Genomic DNA, 15,984 nt, shown 5'->3' with positions numbered 1-15,984 from the left:
AACGAGACCGACCGGGAGGACACCATGATCAATCGCCGCACGATGTTGTCGCTCGCGCTGGGCACAGCCGGAGCTGTCGCAGCGCGCTCGGTGTTCGCGCAAGGCGCCAAGACCGGCACGCGGATCGTCTTCCTCGGCACCAAGGGCGGCCCACGCGTCGGCGTGGGCGCTTCGAATCCGGCCAATCTCGTCGTCGTCAACGGCACGCCGTTCGTGATCGATTGCGGCATGGGCGTCAGCCGTCAGCTCGTCAATGCGGGCGTTCCGATCCCGTCGGTCAAGTACATCCTGATCAGCCATCACCATTCCGATCACAATCTCGAATACGGCAACCTGTTCTACAACGCCTGGGCCGCAGGATTGTCGACGCCAATCCAGTCGTTCGGACCGAAGGGCCTGGAGGCGATGACCAGGAGTTTCTGGGAAACCAACAAGTTCGACGTCGACACCCGCATCGCAGATGAAGGCAGGCCCGATCCTCGGCCGCTCCTGGTCGCGAAGGACATCGACGCGGACGGCGTCGTGCTGAAGACGGCGGATGTGACGGTGACCGCGTTCCGCACGCCGCATCCGCCGATCACCGACAACTTCGCCTACAAGTTCGAGACCCCGAACGGCACGATCGTGTTCTCGAGCGACACCGCCTACAATCCGAAGCTCGCCGAGTTCGCCAGGGGCGCCGACGTGCTGGTGCACGAATGCCTGTATGTGCCGGCGGTCGATCGCTTGGTCGCGAAAACGAAGAACGGCTCGACGCTGAAGAAGCACCTGCTCGACAGCCACACGACGACCGAGGACGTCGGGCGTATCGCTGCGGCGGCAGGCGTGAAGGTGCTGGCGCTCAGCCACTTCGTGCCCGGTGATGATCCGGAGGTCACCGACGACGACTGGACGCGCGACGTGAAGAAGAACTACACGGGCCGGATCATCGTGGCGAAGGATTTGATGGAGCTGAAGCTGCCGGTGTAGCCCGCGTAGGGTGGGCAAAGCGGCCGCCGCAAGGCGGCAGCGTGCCCACCATCCACCCGCGAACTCATCAGCAAAATGGTGGGCACGGCGCCACGACGATTTTCGAATGTGGTGATAGCACGGCTGCGCCTTTGCCCACCCTACGGTCCTACTTCAATCCTCCGGCGAGGCCGAGCGTACCTTGCCGCGGCGGCGCGGCCGTTGCCGCTCACTGCTCGGCTCCGGCTCGGGATCCTTCAGCGCGCCGATCCGGCGCAGCGCGGCTTCGGCGGCGCGTTCGCCGGAGTCCCAGGCGCCGTCGACCGTGCCCCACAGCGTTTCGTGCGTCGCCTCGCCCGCCAGGAAAAGCGGACCGAGGGGTTCGCCGAGGATCTTGCGCGCCCCCTGGCTGCCGGGCGTGGCCGCCGACATCGCGCCGAGCACGCCCGGCGCCTGGTTCCAGCGCGTGGCTGCGGACGATTTCACCGCCGCGGCGGCCTCGCTTCCAAACAGCTTGCCGATCCAGTCCCTCGCGAAGTCGACCATCGCCGCCTCGCCCTGCGCTGAGAGTTCGCGGCCGAAGGCGCCGGCAACATCGACGGCGCAGAGCGACGATCCGCCGATATTGGCCAGCAACAGACCCGTGCGGTTGGAATTGCTCTGCTCGATGATGACCTCGTCCCGCGACAGGCCGAGCGGATTGCCCGCCAGCATCAGCGCAATGTGATCGTAGCTGCCGAGGCTGAGCTTGGCGGCGGCGTCGAGCTGCCGCTTGGGCAGCTCGGGCGCAAACTTGATGGCGCCTGATGTCAGCACGTTGGTCGACACCGTGAGGATGACGGCGCGCGTCGCGATTCGCCCCGCCGGCGTTTCCACCGCGACGTCGCGGTTGGCCCACACGACGCGCGTTGCCGGCGTCGACAGCGACAACGGCAACGCTTCGCCGAGCCTGGCGATGAAGGTGCCCAGCCCCTGGCGGCAGGCCAGCGGCGCGCTGCGATCCTGCGCACGCGCCTTGTCCATCGCGGAGAGATCGGCGAGATCCTTCCCGGTCGCGCTGGCGCCGAGCACGAAGGCGGTGGTGCTGGTCCAGTCGCCCAGATCCTTCGGCAGCGCCGCGGCGCAGGAGGTGTCGAGCTTGCCGCGCGCCGCCTCGTCGATGGCGCGATTGGCGCGCACCAGCCCCGCCAGGAACTGCTCGGTCTCACCGGGCCGCGCATTGCGCCGACCGACCCGGATCTTCTGCCCGACGGGGGCCGCGACGAGATCGAGCCCGAGACCCCGCGCGAGCCTGCTGATGGGATTGCCGTCGGCGTTGAGCAGCCAGCGGGCGCCGCGATCGAACGGCACGCCGAAGGTGGCAGTATCCGTGCTGCAACGGCCGCCGGGCTGCGGCGCGGCCTCCAGCACCACGACCTTGCGGTTGGCCGCGACGATCCGACGGGCCGCGGCGATTCCCGCCGCTCCCGCCCCGATCACGACAATGTCAGCCTCGCGTGGAACAGCCGCCTGCGCGGCGCGGCCGGCAATAGGCAGCGCGGCCAGCGCCGCGGAAGCGGAGAGGAAGCCGCGGCGCGTGACATTCATGACATGGTTTCCGAAAGCTTTTGAATCAAACGAATACCCGCCGAATTTGCCGCATCTGCCGCGCTGCGGCAACCGGGATGGTAAACGTGATACCGTGCAGAACGCATCGACTATGAACCAAATTGCAACCGCAATCGACCATCATGGAAGAAGGGAAAAAGCCGGCGACCGGCCAAGGTCGCCCGGGGAGCGTTATGGGTATCGTGCTCGATCACATCGGCAAGCTGATTGCCGCCTATCTCCAGAAGGAGATCCCGGGCTATGAGCCGTTCACGCCGAGCGATCCGGACTATCTGCGCAAGGATGTCCAGCCCGGCGACGTGCTGCTCGTCGAGGGCAACAGCCGGATTTCCGGCATCATCAAATACCTCACGCAGTCGACCTGGTCGCATGCCGCGCTCTATGTCGGGCCGATCGATGGCGCCGTCGAGCCCGATGGGGAGCCGCACGTGCTGGTCGAGGCCTATGTCGGCGACGGCGTGATCTCGGCGCCGCTGTCGAAATATTTCGCCTACCACACCCGTGTGTGCCGCCCGGTCGGACTAACGTATGAGGACCGGCACACGGTTTGCCGCTATGCCATCAACCGCATCGGCTTCGGCTACGATACCAAGAACATCATCGACCTGATGCGCTATCTGATCCCGATGCCGATTCCGCAACGCTGGCGGCGGCGCATGATCGCGCTGGGCTCGGGCGATCCGACCAAGATGATCTGCTCGGCGCTGATCGCGCAGGCCTTCGATGCGGTGCGCTATCCGATCCTGCCCAAGATCACGCGGGCGCCGTCGCGGCGCGCCAAGCGCGAGATCCTGCACATCCGGGATTCGTCGCTGTATATGCCGCGCGACTTCGACATCTCGCCCTATTTCGAGATCGTCAAGCCGACCATCGTCAACGGATTCGACTACACGACGCTGCATTGGGCCGACAAGCAGAAGCCGCTCGCGGAGGTAGCGGGCGAGTTCGCCGTGTTTCCAGGAGCCATCACAGCGCCGCCGCTCGTTCCTGAGACGGCTGACGAAGAAGCGACGCAGCAGGCTGCGGCTGAGGAAGTAGTTGCGAAGCTCGGCGAGCGGCTCGTGGTCAGCGAGCATTTTCTCGTCGCCGAGCCGGTACGAAACGTCGCGCCACGTCCGACCGCACGACGCCGCAACAAGGTGGCAGTCTGACCCGGACTGACCTCAGCGATCCGACCGGCTGATCACATCCATCAACTCCGCGATCTTCTGCCGTTGATCGGCCTTGTCGCCGGATGCGATGGCGTGCTCGACGCAATGCGCGACGTGGTCGCGCAGGATCTCCTCCTCGACCCGGCGCAGCGCCGCCCGCACAGCGGAGATCTGGGTCACGATGTCGATGCAGTAGCGGTTGTCCTCGACCATTTTCGACAGGCCCCTGACCTGCCCTTCGATCCGGCTCAAACGTTTCTGACAGGATGTCTTGATGTCCTCGCGCATGCGGCTTATATACCCCTACAGGGTATAGGTTTCAAGAGGCTTGGCGATGTCGGAAACCAGACACGAGCATGGTGGCGCGGAGGGCGGATGCGGCTGTGGATCGCACGCGCGCGCGGCGGAAACCGGACACAAACAAGCATCCGCGGACGGTTGTTGCAGCGATCGTGCCGGCGCGGCGCCGGCGCTTGAGGCGGCGAAGGTGACGGATCCGGTCTGCGGCATGTCGGTGGATCCCGCGACTTCGAAGCACCGCTTCGAGCACCAGGGACAGACCTTCCATTTCTGCTCCGCGAGTTGCCGCGCCAAGTTCGCCGCCGATCCCGCCAAATATCTCGTGACGGCCGCGCCCGCGGCCGCCGGGTCGTGCTGTGGCGGCCATGATCATCACGCGGACCAGCACGATGACGCTAAGGTCATCGATCCCGTCTGCGGCATGAGCGTCGATCCCGCGACCTCGAAGCATCGCTTCGAGCACGCGGGTCACACGTTCCATTTCTGCTCGGCCGGCTGCCGCACCAAATTCGCGGCTGAGCCCGACAAATATCTCGGCGAGCGCGAGCCGCCGCCGGAGATGCCGGCGGGCACGATCTACACCTGCCCGATGCATCCCGAGATCCGGCAGGAAGGCCCGGGAACCTGCCCGATCTGCGGCATGGCGCTGGAGCCCGACGTCATCAGCCTCGACGATGCGCCCAATCCCGAGCTCGCCGACATGACGCGGCGATTCTGGATCGGCGCGGTGCTGGCAGCTCCCGTGGTCGTGCTGGAGATGGGCGGCCACCTCGTCGGCGGACACGGCCTGATCGATCCCGTGCTGTCGAACTGGATCCAGTTCGCGCTGGCGACGCCGGTCGTGCTGTGGGCCGGCTGGCCGTTCTTCGTGCGCGGCTGGCAGTCGGTCCAGACCCGCAATCTCAACATGTTCACCCTGATCGCGATGGGCACGGGCGTCGCCTATGTCTACAGCGTCATCGCGACCTTCGCGCCGCAGGCGTTTCCGCCGGCCTTCCGCGGCCATGGCGGCGCGGTGGCGGTGTATTTCGAGGCGGCGTCGGTCATCACCGTCCTCGTGCTGCTCGGCCAGGTGCTGGAGCTGCGGGCGCGCGAGGCGACGTCGGGCGCCATCAAGGCGCTGCTGCAGCTGGCGCCGAAGACGGCGCGGCGGCTCGACGCCGAGGGCAACGATCATGAGGTGGAGATCGCCGAGCTCGCGGTCGGCGACCGGCTGCGCGTCCGTCCCGGCGAGAAGGTACCGGTCGACGGCGTCATCCTCGAAGGTCGCTCGTCGCTCGACGAATCGCTCGTCACCGGCGAGTCGATGCCGGTCACCAAGGATGAAGGCGAGCGCGTCATCGCGGGCACCCTGAACCAGACCGGCAGCTTCGTGATGCGCGCCGACAAGGTCGGACGCGAGACCCTGCTGTCGCAGATCGTGCAGATGGTCGCCGACGCGCAGCGCTCGCGCGCGCCGATCCAGCGCCTCGCCGATCAGGTCGCGGGCTGGTTCGTGCCGACCGTGATCGCGGCCGCAATCACCGCATTCGTCGCCTGGTACGCCTTCGGTCCCGAGCCGCGCTTCGCCTTCGGCCTCGTCGCAGCCGTCAGCGTTCTGATCATCGCCTGCCCCTGCGCGCTGGGACTGGCGACGCCGATGTCGATCATGGTCGGGGTCGGCCGCGGCGCCCAGGCCGGCGTGCTGATCAAGAGCGCCGAGGCGCTGGAGCGGATGGAGAAGGTCGACACCCTGGTCGTTGACAAGACCGGTACGCTCACCGAGGGCAAGCCGAAGGTGACCAACATCGTCACGGCTGATGGCTTCGACGAGACCGAAGCGCTCAGGCTCGCCGCCAGCGTCGAGCGCGCCAGCGAGCATCCGCTCGCTGAAGCGATCGTCCGTCACGCCACCGAGCGCAAGCTCAATCTGGCCGATGTGAAAGGTTTCGACGCGCCGACCGGCAAGGGCGCGCGCGGCGAGGTCGACGGCAAGGCGATCGTGCTCGGCAATGCCACCTATCTCGCCTCGCTCGGCATCATCACCGATACGCTGGGCGTCGAGAGCAAGCGGCTGCGCGAAGAGGGCGCCACCGTGATCACCATGGCCGTCGACGGCAAGCCGGCCGCGCTGTTTGCGATCGCCGACCCCGTGAAGGCCTCGACGCCCGAGGCGCTGAAGGCGCTCGCGGCCGACGGCATCAAGGTGATCATGCTGACCGGCGACAACCGCACCACGGCCACCGCGGTGGCGCGAAAAATCGGCATCACCGAGGTCGAGGCCGAGGTGCTGCCGGAGCAGAAGAGCGCGGTGGTGGCGCGGCTGCGCGCCAGCGGCAAGGTGGTCGCGATGGCCGGTGACGGCGTCAACGACGCGCCGGCGCTGGCGGCCGCCGACGTCGGCATCGCCATGGGCACCGGCACCGACGTGGCGATGGAGAGCGCCGGCGTCACCTTGCTGCAAGGCGATCTCGGCGGCATCGCGCGGGCGCGAAAACTGTCGTCGGCGACGATGCGCAACATCCGCCAGAACCTGTTCTTCGCGTTCATCTACAACGCCGCCGGCATCCCGATCGCCGCCGGCATCCTCTACCCCGTGTTCGGCATCCTGCTGTCGCCGATCATTGCCGCGGCCGCGATGTCGCTGTCGTCGGTCAGCGTGGTCGGCAACGCGCTGCGGCTGCGGGCGACCGACCTCTGATCCAATGCCGGCGGACTTGCCGAAGCCCGCCGGCATGTCTACCTCTGCCGCGGGCTTTTGCAGCGAGGGACCCCGCCATGATCGACGCCGCCATCAAGGCGATTTCGCAGATTCTGTCGCCGCCGATGCGCTCGATCCTGTGGCGCTCGATCGGGCTGGCGCTGGTCTTGGTCACGGTGCTCGCGATCGGGCTGCAGCGGCTGTTGACCTGGCTGGCAACCGCCGGCGAGGGCTGGGCGGAGACCATGCTCGGGCCGAACTCGCATGGCACGCTCGAAGTGCTGACCTGGATCATCTCGATCGCCGCCGGCTTCGGCGTCGTGTTCGGCGGCATCATGCTGATGCCGGCGATCACATCGGTGATCGCGAGCCTGTTCGTCGACGACGTCGCCGACCTCGTCGAGCGCGAGCACTATCCGGCCGAGCGCCCCGGCGTCGCTTTGCCGTTCGGCGTCGCCATCATCGAGGGCCTCAAGGCCGCCGGCCTCACCATCCTGGTCTATCTGGTCGCCCTGCCCTTCGTGTTCCTGGCCGGCGCCGGCTTCGTGATCTTCTTCATCGCCACGGCGTGGCTGCTCGGCCGCGAATATTTCGAGCTCGCCGCGATGCGCTTCCGGCCGCCGGCCGAAGCCAAGGCGATGCGGCGCGACAATGCGGTGACCGTGTTCACTGCGGGACTGATCATCGCGGCGTTTGTCACGATTCCGATCGTCAATCTCGCCACGCCGCTGTTCGGCATGGCGTTCATGGTCCATCTGCACAAGCGCCTATCCGGACCGCGGCCCGAGCTGATCGAGCCGTCGCCGGAGCGCCGGCTGCGCAGCCTCTAGCGCCATCATCCGCGGCGACAGGCTGGCCGCCTTGCTGCGGGCGAAGGGGATCAGCAGGAAGCCGAGCAGCGCGACGCCGGCGAGCAGCGACCACGCCTCGTTGACGCACAGCGCCAGCGAGGCCTTTTCCACCAGCGGCCGGACATAGGCGATCGCCTGCTCCTCCGAGACGCCGCGCGGGCGGTTGCGCAGCAGCTCAGGCGCGAGCCCGATCGCCTTGGCTGCCACGGTGTCGCCGGCCAGCAGGCGGTCGCGAAACGCCTGGGCATGCAGGGCGACGCGGCCATAGATGATGGTGTCGATCAGCGCGATGCCGATGGCGCCGCCGAGATTGCGCATCAGGTTGAACAGGCCGCTGGCGTCCGCCACCTCGGCCTGCGGCAGGTCGCCGAGCGCGATCCGCGTCGGCGGCAGCAGGCAGAACATGATGCCGACACCGCGCACCACCTGCGGCCAGAACATCTCCTGATAGTCGGCCGTCGGCGGCTGGAACGCGCTCGCGGCCAGGCCGAAGCCGAACAGCACGAAACCGAACGCGGTCAGCAGACGCGCATCGACCCTGCCGTCCAGCGCCGTCACCAGCGGCGCGGCGATCAGCTGCGCCACGCCGGTCACCAGCATGATCTTGCCGATCTCGAATGCGTCGTGGCCGCGCACGAAGGCGAGGAACACCGGCATCAGATAGACCGAGCCGAACAGCCCGATGCCGAGGCAGAAGCTCGACAGGCAGCCGAGCGTGAACGAGCGGCGCTGGAAGCTGCCGAGCCGCAGGATCGGGTGCGGCGAGGCCAGCAGGCGCTGGACCAGCAAAGTGAGGCAGGACGCGCTCAGCACCAGGAATGCGATGCAGTTCGACGACAGCCAGCCGCCCTTCGGCGCCTCCTTCAGCCCGAGCTCCAGGCTCGCCAGGGACACCGCGAGCAGCAGCAGCGCGAACAAATCGAGCTTGTCGAGCTCCGCGAGGTCCATGCGCTGCTTCGGCAGCAGGCCGGGCGTCGCCAGCGCGGCGACGACGCCGGGCGCGATGTTGATCAGGAACAGCCAGGGCCACGACCAGGTGTTGGTGATGAAGCCGCCGACCACCGGGCCGATGGTCGGCGCGAGCACCGCGACGACACCGCCGATGGTGGTCGCCACCGCGTGCAGGCGCGGCGGAAACAGCAGGAAGACGGCGGAGAACACGACGGGGATCAGGAGACCGCCGAAGAAGCCCTGCAGCACGCGGAACGCCAGCAGCATGTGAAAGCTGCCGCTGAACGCGCAGCCGAACGAGGCGGCGGTGAAGATGCCGACGGCGCCGACGAACAGCCAGCGCAGCGTGAAGACGCGCGTGAGCAGGCCTGTCAGCGGAATGGCGATGATCTCGGCGATCAGATACGCCGTCTGGATCCAGCTCATCGCGTCCGGCGTGATGCCGAGCGCCTCCTGGATGGTCGGCAGCGACGTCGCCACCACCTGGATGTCGAGGATCGCCATGAACATGCCGACGCACATCAGGACGAAGCCGAGCCAGGTGGCGAGGCTTGGTCTGTCCTGCGGCGCGGCCGATGCGCTCATGCGGTCTGGCCGCTGCCGATGCCGGAGAGCGCCTCGGATTCGGCGCGGATGCGGATGAACAGCACCGCCGCGTTCAGGCCGGAGAAGATCAGCGCGATCAACGGCAGATGCAGCGCCAGCGGCAGCAGCGCGATCTCAGCCGCGACCACCAGATAGTTCGGATGAGAGATGTAGCGATACGGACCATCGGTCACCAAGGGCGCACCGGGCAGGATGATGATGCGCGTCGTCCAGCGCGGGCCGAGCGTCGCCAGCACCCACCAGCGCAGCCCCTGCAGAGCCACGAAGCCGCTCAAGAGCCATGGGTCGACCTCCTGGTCGGCGCCGAGCAGCCACAGCGACACCAGCCAGGCCGCATGCATCGAGATCATCAGCGGATAATGATCCGCCCCGACCTCGACCGCGCCCATGGCGCGCAGGCGCTTGGTGTTGTGGCGGGCGAGCACGAGCTCGCCGAGCCGCTGCATGGTGACGAGGGCGAGGACGAAGGCGGCGAAGGTCATGCGGCGTTCCTCAATGATACGCAGCTTGCGGTGAACCCAGGTCCGAGCGCTGTGAGCACCGAGCGCGGCGGCAAGCCCCGCGCGCGGGCGCGCTCCAGCACGAACAGCACGGTCGGCGCGGACATGTTGCCGTAGTCGGCGATGATCTCGCGCTCATGATCCAGCGTGCCCTGATCCAGCGACAGCGCGCGCTCCAGCGCCGTGATCACCTTGGCGCCGCCGGGATGGCAGACGAAGCGGTCGACGTCGGCAGGCGCGAGCTTCATCCGGTCCAGGATCTCGGTGACCGCCGGGCCCATGTTCTCGGTGACGAAGTCCGGAATGGTGCGCTGGAAGATCACGCCAAAGCCTTCGGGATCGACGCTCCAGCCCATGATGTCGAGCGTATCGGGCCACAGCTTCTCGCCGGTCGCCTCGACGCGGATAGCGCCGCCATCGCCGGCGCGCAGGATCGCCGCGGCGGCACCGTCGCCGAACAGGCTCAGCGCGACGATGTTGGCTTTCGTCAGCTCATCATGGCGGACGGCCAGCGTGCACAATTCGAAGGTCACCAGCAGCACGTTGGTGCCGGGCCGGGCCTGCGCCAGCCTTGCTGCGATCGACAGGCCCGAGACGCCGCCGGCGCAGCCGAGCCCGAACACCGGCACGCGTGACACGTCCGCGCGAAAACCCATGCGGCCGGAGACGCGCGCTTCCAAGGTCGGCGTCGCGATGCCGGTCGAGCTCACGGTGACGATGGTGTCGATATCGGCGGCGTTGAGATCGGCCTGCGCGAGCGCCTTGTTCGCCGCATCGACGAACAGCGCCTCGGCGCCTTCGAGATAGGCTTCGGTGCGCTCCGGCCAGCCGCGCCGCTCCATGTACCATTCGATCGGCTTGACGCCGTAGCGCTGGCGGATGCCGGTGTTGGCGAACAGGCTCGCCATCGTGTCGAACTGCGGAAAGCGCGGCGACAGCACCACGCGTGCGGCCTCCATCACCTCGTTCTGGCGGAACTGATGCGGTGGCACGGAGGTCGCGAGCGACACGAGTGCGGCAGTGTTGTCCATGCGGCTGATCCTTCAACGTCCCGGCGCAGAAAGGTCCGAGAACGCGGGAATCGTCACGCGCCACTCACATCGCCCCGGATTACGCGTGTCATCTTATGACCAATGCGGGCGGCGATGTGGCCCGGCCATGGTGAGACGGCGTCGCCGCGTGACACAAAAGTGACTGTCAAACGCGTTCTCAGGTGCAACCGTTCGGCACGCAAAACGTATCAGGCGGTCTTGTCGGGCCAGCGGCAGAGGTCCTTGATCAGGCACAGTTCGCAGCGCGGCTTGCGCGCCAGACAGGTGTAGCGGCCGTGCAGGATCAGCCAGTGATGGGCGTGGAGCATGAACTCGGCCGGGATCACCTTCTCCAGCCCGAGCTCGACCTCCAGCGGCGTCTTGCCGGGTGCGAGCCCGGTGCGGTTGCCGACGCGGAACACATGGGTGTCGACCGCCATCGTGTGCTCGCCGAATGCCATGTTGAGCACGACGTTCGCGGTCTTGCGGCCGGCACCAGGAAGCGATTCGATTTCAGCGCGCGTGCGCGGCACCTCGCCGCCGAACTCGGCGATCAGCTTCTGCGAGAGCGCGATCACGTTCTTCGCCTTGGTGCGGTAGAGGCCGATGGTCTTGATGGTGTCGCGCAACTGCTCCTCGCCGAGCGCGAGCATCTTCTGCGGCGTGTCGGCGACCGCAAACAGCGGCCGCGTCGCCTTGTTGACGCCGGCGTCGGTCGCCTGCGCCGACAGCACCACGGCGACCAGCAAGGTGTAGGGGTTGAGATGCTCGAGCTCGCCCTTCGGCTCCGGATTGGCCGCAGCAAATCGGCTGAAGGCCTCGCGGATCTCGGCCGGGGTCCAGGGCTTCGTCGCTTTCAGCGCTCTCTTGACCGGCCGGCCCGGCGAGCCCTTTGGGGCCGTCTTCGCGGCCTTGGCGGCCCGTTTCGAGGCCGCCTTGGGGGCAGACTTGGGAGCGGCCTTGGGAGCCTTCTTGGAGGGGCTGCGAACCGGCGCCGGCTTGGCGCGTTGGGGGCGGGTGATTTTGGCCATGATCCGGGTATACTGAGGCCCCATGACGCCAGGCAACGCTTTTGCGTATCAGGAGACCGGCACCGACGCCGCTGATCCCGAGCTGTTCTCGGCCCGGCTGACGCCGCATCGCTCGCTCAACCGCACCGGATTTCTGGTGCTGATGGCCGTGGTCTGCGCCATCAGCTTCGTCGGCGGCATCGCCTCGCTCATGATGGGCGCCTGGCCGGTGCTCGGCTTCTTCGGCCTGGACGCGCTGGCGATCTACTGGGCATTCAAGGTCAACTTCCGCCGCGCCCGGGCCTATGAGGACGTCTCGATTACGCTCACCGAGCTGCGCCTGCGCCGCGTCAGTCACAAGGGCCACGTCATGGAATGGCGCTTCAACCCGCTCTGGGTGCGGCTCGACCAGGAGACCCACGAGGAGTTCGGCATCGAGCGCCTCTACCTCGTCGCCCGCGGCCAGCGCGTGGCGATCGCGAGCTTCCTCGGTCCGGAGGAGAAGGCGAGCTTTGCCAAGGCGCTGACGGCGGGGTTGCAGGCGGCCAAGCGCGGGCCGGTGTACAATCCGCTGTAGTCCTGCCCGTGGCCGGCGGCTCTCCCGCGGAACGACGAGCAACCCCGCGGCCGTCCTTCGAGACGCACGCCTGCGGCGTGCTCCTCAGGACGAGGACTGAATACGCGGAGGGTTCCCAACCCTCGCCATGAACACGCTGTCAGCGTGTTCATGGTCACGTGTGCAGCGGCCGTTCCGGCGCTTGCCCCCTCATGGTGAGGAGCGCTGCGCCGATCAGGCCGTTACGTCGTAAAATCGTCGTGCGCGGCGCGTCTCGAACCATGAGGCCCGAAACGAGCAGCCCGGCCGATCACATCCCCCATAGCCCTCCGATCAGAAATCGGGTGGAGTGCCCACCCCGGCCGCCCTACATCCGGATCATGATGATGACCCTTGCCATTCACGATTCCGCCCTGGCCAAGCCGGGCCCGCAGCAATCGGCCGCTTTGCGCGACTACGACGCGGTGCGCCGCGCGATCGCGTTCATCTCGGAGCACTGGCGGCGGCAGCCGACCATCGAGGACATGGCCGACGCCGCCAGCCTGACGCCGGACGAGCTGCACCATCTGTTCCGGCGCTGGGCCGGGCTGACGCCGAAGGCGTTCATGCAGGCGCTGACGCTCGACCACGCCAAGGGCCTGCTGAAGGGCTCGGCCAGCGTGCTCGACGCCGCGCTCGACTCCGGCTTGTCGGGCCCCGGCCGCCTGCACGACCTGTTCGTCACCCACGAGGCGATGTCCCCCGGCGAATGGAAGACCGGCGGCGCCGGAACCACGCTCCGTTACGGCTTCCACCCCTGCCCGTTCGGCATGGCCCTGGTGATGGCCACCCCGCGCGGCCTCGCCGGCCTCGCCTTCGCCGACCCCGGCGAGGAGGCCTCCGCGCTCGCCGACATGAAGAGCCGCTGGCCCCGCGCCACCTATATCGAGGACGTCCCCGGCACCGCCGGCCTCGCCCAGCGCATCTTCGACAAGACCCTGTGGCGCCCCGACCAGCCCTTACGCGTCGTCCTGATCGGCACCGACTTCGAGGTCCGCGTCTGGGAAACCCTGCTCAAGATCCCGATGGGCCGCGCCGTCTGCTACTCCGACATCGCGACCCGGCTGGAGTCGCCGAAAGCCTCGCGCGCGGTGGGCGCGGCGGTGGGAAAGAACCCGATCTCGTTCGTGGTGCCGTGTCATCGCGCGCTGGGGAAGACCGGCGCGCTGACAGGCTATCATTGGGGCTTGACGCGGAAGCAGGCGATGATCGGCTGGGAGGCTGGGCAGGTGGGGATGGGGTAGAGCGGCTTGCTCGGTGCACCTCACCCCGCTTGCGGGGAGAGGTCGGATTGCATCGAAGATGCAATCCGGTGAGGGGGACTCTCCGCACGGTCAGTGCGCGCAGCTGCCCCCACCCCGCCCCCCTCGCCGTAAGAACGGGGAGCGGGGGCGCACCATTCGCTGAACTACTCGTCGAAGCCCAGCGGCCTGATAGTACAGAGAACGAGTCCGCGCTCGTCGAGCTTCGAGACCTCGCAGCCAAAGCATCAGGCACTTCGAGAACCGCCTATCGGCAAAAGCTCGACCAGTCGCGGCATCACGATTGCGCCACCTTGCGCAACGCGAACGCCCTGCCATCCGACGTCGTGACGTAGCCAGCGGACCGACCGCGCTTCTCCTCGGCGGCCCGTTGCCGGTTGAGCGCGACTAGCGGGTCCATGACCGTCATGGCAAGCAGACCCATCCTGAAGTTGCATGCTCGCCCTGAATCGGGTTGACTGTCGTATGGGGCATTGTCTGTCCAGACATTTTTCCGACCCCGCAGGTAGGTCTCGGCAGCGAGACCAAAGCAATCAATTTTCAGGAGGGAATGTCATGGCGAAGGTGATTTTCCAAACGTCTGACCATGAGCTGCGCAAGGAACAGAAGCCAATTACGTTCCGGGCCACGAATGGAAATGGGCAGATTGGCCGTCTCGTCGTGAGCAAGGGTGGCCTTCGCTGGTATCCCGGCAAAAGCACCAAGAAGCACCATTTTCTGTCTTGGGAGTCCTTCGATACAAAGGTGCCCGAGATCGCCAAGCAGAGTTCGTAAGGCCGATGGGTTGTTCAACTGGAAGCTACGGCGGCTTGTTGGACTCGTTCGTTGAGGAACGAAAGCCATGAGCCAGATCAAGACTGTTGATCGCGGCGTCGTGTTGATCAAGTTCGTTCTGGGACTGCTGAAGTCGTATCCCGACGGCAAGCCGCCTCGCGACCTCTATGCCGATATCGAAGCCAAGCTTCCGCTCGACAATTTCGACAAGGAGATCATGAAGGGCTCCGGCCTGCCGCGCTGGCGCGCCTTGCTACATTTTCAGTCCGTCGCGGCCAGCAAAGCAGGGCTATTGGTGAAATCGGACGGACAGTGGCTCGTCACTGAGGAAGGCCAGAAGGCGGCTGGGCTACCGGACGATGAACTGAAGCGCTATCTGAGATCGCGCTATCGGGAATGGCGGTGGGGCCAGCCGAAGGCGAAGTCGGAGGCCGAGACCATAGCAACGGCTGACGATCCGCCACCAGTCCCGGACACATCGGTTCTATTCGACGATGCAAAGGAGAAGGCCCGGGCCGAGATTGATGAGTATCTCGACACGCTTTCTGGATACGAGTTTCAGGACCTCGTCGCCGCGCTTCTCGAAGGCATGGGCTATGCAACCAGCGCCGTATCCAAGCCGGGTGCCGACGGCGGGACGGACATCTTGGCCTACACGGACCCTTTGGGGGCACAGACCCCTCACATTCGTGTCCAGGTGAAGCACCGTGATCAGGCTGCCTCGCGCGAGGATGTCGCGGCCCTCAGAGGGATCATGCGCGGAGACCGCGAGATCGGGCTTTTCGTGTCCTCAGGCGGCTTCACCAAGGAGGCCCGCCGTGAAGCGGGAGTCGGCGCCGTTCATATCGAATTGGTCGATCTCGATCGCTTCCTGATGCTCTGGCAGCAGCATTACGGCAAGATACCGGAGGCGAAGCGATCGAAACTGCGTCTCGAACCGGTCTATTTTCTCGCGCCTTGAGGCATGTGGTGCTCAGATTTTCTGGGTTCGCGATCCCGACTTCGTCTCTGCTTTCTAGCCGGCGCCGTACTCGCGACTGCCGATAATAATAATTATCTTGCTATTTTTCAGAAATCATGTTTCTATCCCGACATCCCGCCTCAACGAGAGGGGCGTTGCGCGCGATCGTCACGACACGCGAGGTGGGGAGGCGATGGCCGCGGTCTGCCGCAGCGTGTCTTCGGGCGCGCCGACGAACGGCTGGATTGCGGACGTGAAGTCGCAGGGTCCTGATACCCCGACGCTGGTATCAACTCACGACGAAGCTTCGCTTCGCGTGGGGATGGTGGCCAACAAGCCCGGCGCACCAGGGAGACTGCGTATAAGCGTGAAGACCATCGCGCGGGGAATGCCGGTTGTTCTCGGCTGAACCTGTGGTGACTGCCGCCTGCTTTTCTTTCTGCAGGCGGGCCATGGGTGCGGCCAGCATCCGGCATTCCCTGCGCCCTCTCGATTTCGGAGGGACATGGTTGGAGCAGGACTCGGGCGGGAGACGCCGCGAGGTCGTGGAGCCGTGGGCGGGCTGTTTGAGATGTGAATCGGGGAGATGATCGGCGTGGTCGGCTACGCGGGGCGTGTGGTGGCGCGTGCCTTCGGACAACGTCGCCTCAATGCCGGTCGTCGTTAGGTCACTCAGGCCGTCATGGCCGGGCTTGACCCGGCCATCCAGCTTCTCTGAAACAAGTTCATCGAAGGGGATGGATGCCCGGGTCAAGC

Annotated in this window: 14 protein-coding genes; 8 read left to right on the top strand and 6 right to left on the bottom strand. The window is 66.6% G+C overall.

What is annotated here, in order from left to right; translation table 11 throughout:
- Window positions 1-24: 24 nt before the first annotated feature.
- Window positions 25-969, top strand: coding sequence for an MBL fold metallo-hydrolase (locus ACQR1D_RS01635; protein ID WP_434838719.1), 945 nt, complete (start codon window positions 25-27; stop codon window positions 967-969).
- A gap of 153 nt (window positions 970-1,122) precedes the next feature.
- Here ACQR1D_RS01635 and ACQR1D_RS01630 read toward each other — a convergent pair whose 3' ends face one another.
- A complete protein-coding gene (locus ACQR1D_RS01630) occupies window positions 1,123-2,535 on the bottom strand; it encodes a flavin monoamine oxidase family protein (RefSeq protein ID WP_434838720.1) in 1,413 nt (470 codons plus the stop codon).
- 194 nt (window positions 2,536-2,729) lie between these two features.
- On the opposite strand from ACQR1D_RS01630, the gene ACQR1D_RS01625 reads away from it, so the two are divergent.
- On the top strand, window positions 2,730-3,707 hold the full coding sequence (locus ACQR1D_RS01625; RefSeq protein WP_434838721.1) for a YiiX/YebB-like N1pC/P60 family cysteine hydrolase: 978 nt from the start codon (window positions 2,730-2,732) through the stop codon (window positions 3,705-3,707).
- A gap of 12 nt (window positions 3,708-3,719) precedes the next feature.
- Here ACQR1D_RS01625 and ACQR1D_RS01620 read toward each other — a convergent pair whose 3' ends face one another.
- A complete protein-coding gene (locus ACQR1D_RS01620) occupies window positions 3,720-3,995 on the bottom strand; it encodes a metal-sensitive transcriptional regulator (protein ID WP_315805626.1) in 276 nt (91 codons plus the stop codon).
- A gap of 46 nt (window positions 3,996-4,041) precedes the next feature.
- Here ACQR1D_RS01620 and ACQR1D_RS01615 point away from each other — a divergent pair, with 46 nt between their 5' ends.
- Entirely contained in the window at window positions 4,042-6,687 is a 2,646-nt protein-coding gene (locus ACQR1D_RS01615; protein ID WP_434838722.1) for a heavy metal translocating P-type ATPase, read from the top strand.
- A gap of 77 nt (window positions 6,688-6,764) precedes the next feature.
- Window positions 6,765-7,517 (top strand): sulfate transporter family protein, encoded by a 753-nt coding sequence (locus ACQR1D_RS01610; RefSeq protein WP_434838723.1) that lies wholly within the window; start codon window positions 6,765-6,767, stop codon window positions 7,515-7,517.
- On the opposite strand, the gene ACQR1D_RS01605 is transcribed toward ACQR1D_RS01610, so the two are convergent.
- The 4 genes from ACQR1D_RS01605 to nth all read right to left on the bottom strand — a co-directional run bounded on the left by ACQR1D_RS01605 (window position 7,455) and on the right by nth (window position 11,657).
- On the bottom strand, window positions 7,455-9,074 hold the full coding sequence (locus ACQR1D_RS01605; RefSeq protein ID WP_434838724.1) for a DHA2 family efflux MFS transporter permease subunit: 1,620 nt from the start codon (window positions 9,072-9,074) through the stop codon (window positions 7,455-7,457). The two genes, ACQR1D_RS01610 and ACQR1D_RS01605, sit on opposite strands and share 63 nt — an antisense overlap.
- A complete protein-coding gene (locus ACQR1D_RS01600; RefSeq protein ID WP_434838725.1) occupies window positions 9,071-9,577 on the bottom strand; it encodes an isoprenylcysteine carboxyl methyltransferase family protein in 507 nt (168 codons plus the stop codon). Before ACQR1D_RS01600 ends, ACQR1D_RS01605 begins: the two co-directional genes overlap by 4 nt.
- Window positions 9,574-10,626 carry a type III polyketide synthase gene (locus ACQR1D_RS01595; RefSeq protein ID WP_434838726.1) on the bottom strand — a complete coding sequence of 351 codons (1,053 nt, stop codon included), beginning with the start codon at window positions 10,624-10,626 and terminating at the stop codon, window positions 9,574-9,576. The genes ACQR1D_RS01600 and ACQR1D_RS01595 overlap by 4 nt, the downstream gene beginning before the upstream one ends.
- 209 nt (window positions 10,627-10,835) lie before the next feature.
- Complete coding sequence (gene nth / locus ACQR1D_RS01590; protein ID WP_434838727.1) at window positions 10,836-11,657, bottom strand: endonuclease III; 822 nt, start codon at window positions 11,655-11,657, stop codon at window positions 10,836-10,838.
- A gap of 22 nt (window positions 11,658-11,679) precedes the next feature.
- Between nth and ACQR1D_RS01585 the strand changes: the two genes are divergently transcribed.
- The 4 genes from ACQR1D_RS01585 to ACQR1D_RS01570 all read left to right on the top strand — a co-directional run bounded on the left by ACQR1D_RS01585 (window position 11,680) and on the right by ACQR1D_RS01570 (window position 15,228).
- The gene (locus tag ACQR1D_RS01585; RefSeq protein WP_434838728.1) at window positions 11,680-12,213 is read left to right on the top strand and encodes a DUF2244 domain-containing protein; all 534 of its coding nucleotides are present in this window, start codon (window positions 11,680-11,682) and stop codon (window positions 12,211-12,213) included.
- 362 nt (window positions 12,214-12,575) lie between these two features.
- Window positions 12,576-13,475, top strand: coding sequence for a methylated-DNA--[protein]-cysteine S-methyltransferase (locus tag ACQR1D_RS01580; protein WP_434838891.1), 900 nt, complete (start codon window positions 12,576-12,578; stop codon window positions 13,473-13,475).
- Window positions 13,476-14,048: 573 nt separating this feature from the next.
- Window positions 14,049-14,267 (top strand): hypothetical protein, encoded by a 219-nt coding sequence (locus tag ACQR1D_RS01575; RefSeq protein ID WP_434838730.1) that lies wholly within the window; start codon window positions 14,049-14,051, stop codon window positions 14,265-14,267.
- Window positions 14,268-14,334: 67 nt separating this feature from the next.
- The gene (locus ACQR1D_RS01570; protein ID WP_434838731.1) at window positions 14,335-15,228 is read left to right on the top strand and encodes a restriction endonuclease; all 894 of its coding nucleotides are present in this window, start codon (window positions 14,335-14,337) and stop codon (window positions 15,226-15,228) included.
- Window positions 15,229-15,984 lie beyond the last annotated feature (756 nt).

Origin of the sequence: Bradyrhizobium sp. HKCCYLRH2047, from assembly GCF_051168175.1 — a bacterium.
Lineage (GTDB): Bacteria > Pseudomonadota > Alphaproteobacteria > Rhizobiales > Xanthobacteraceae > Bradyrhizobium.
This window is presented reverse-complemented; position numbering and strand designations above follow the sequence as displayed.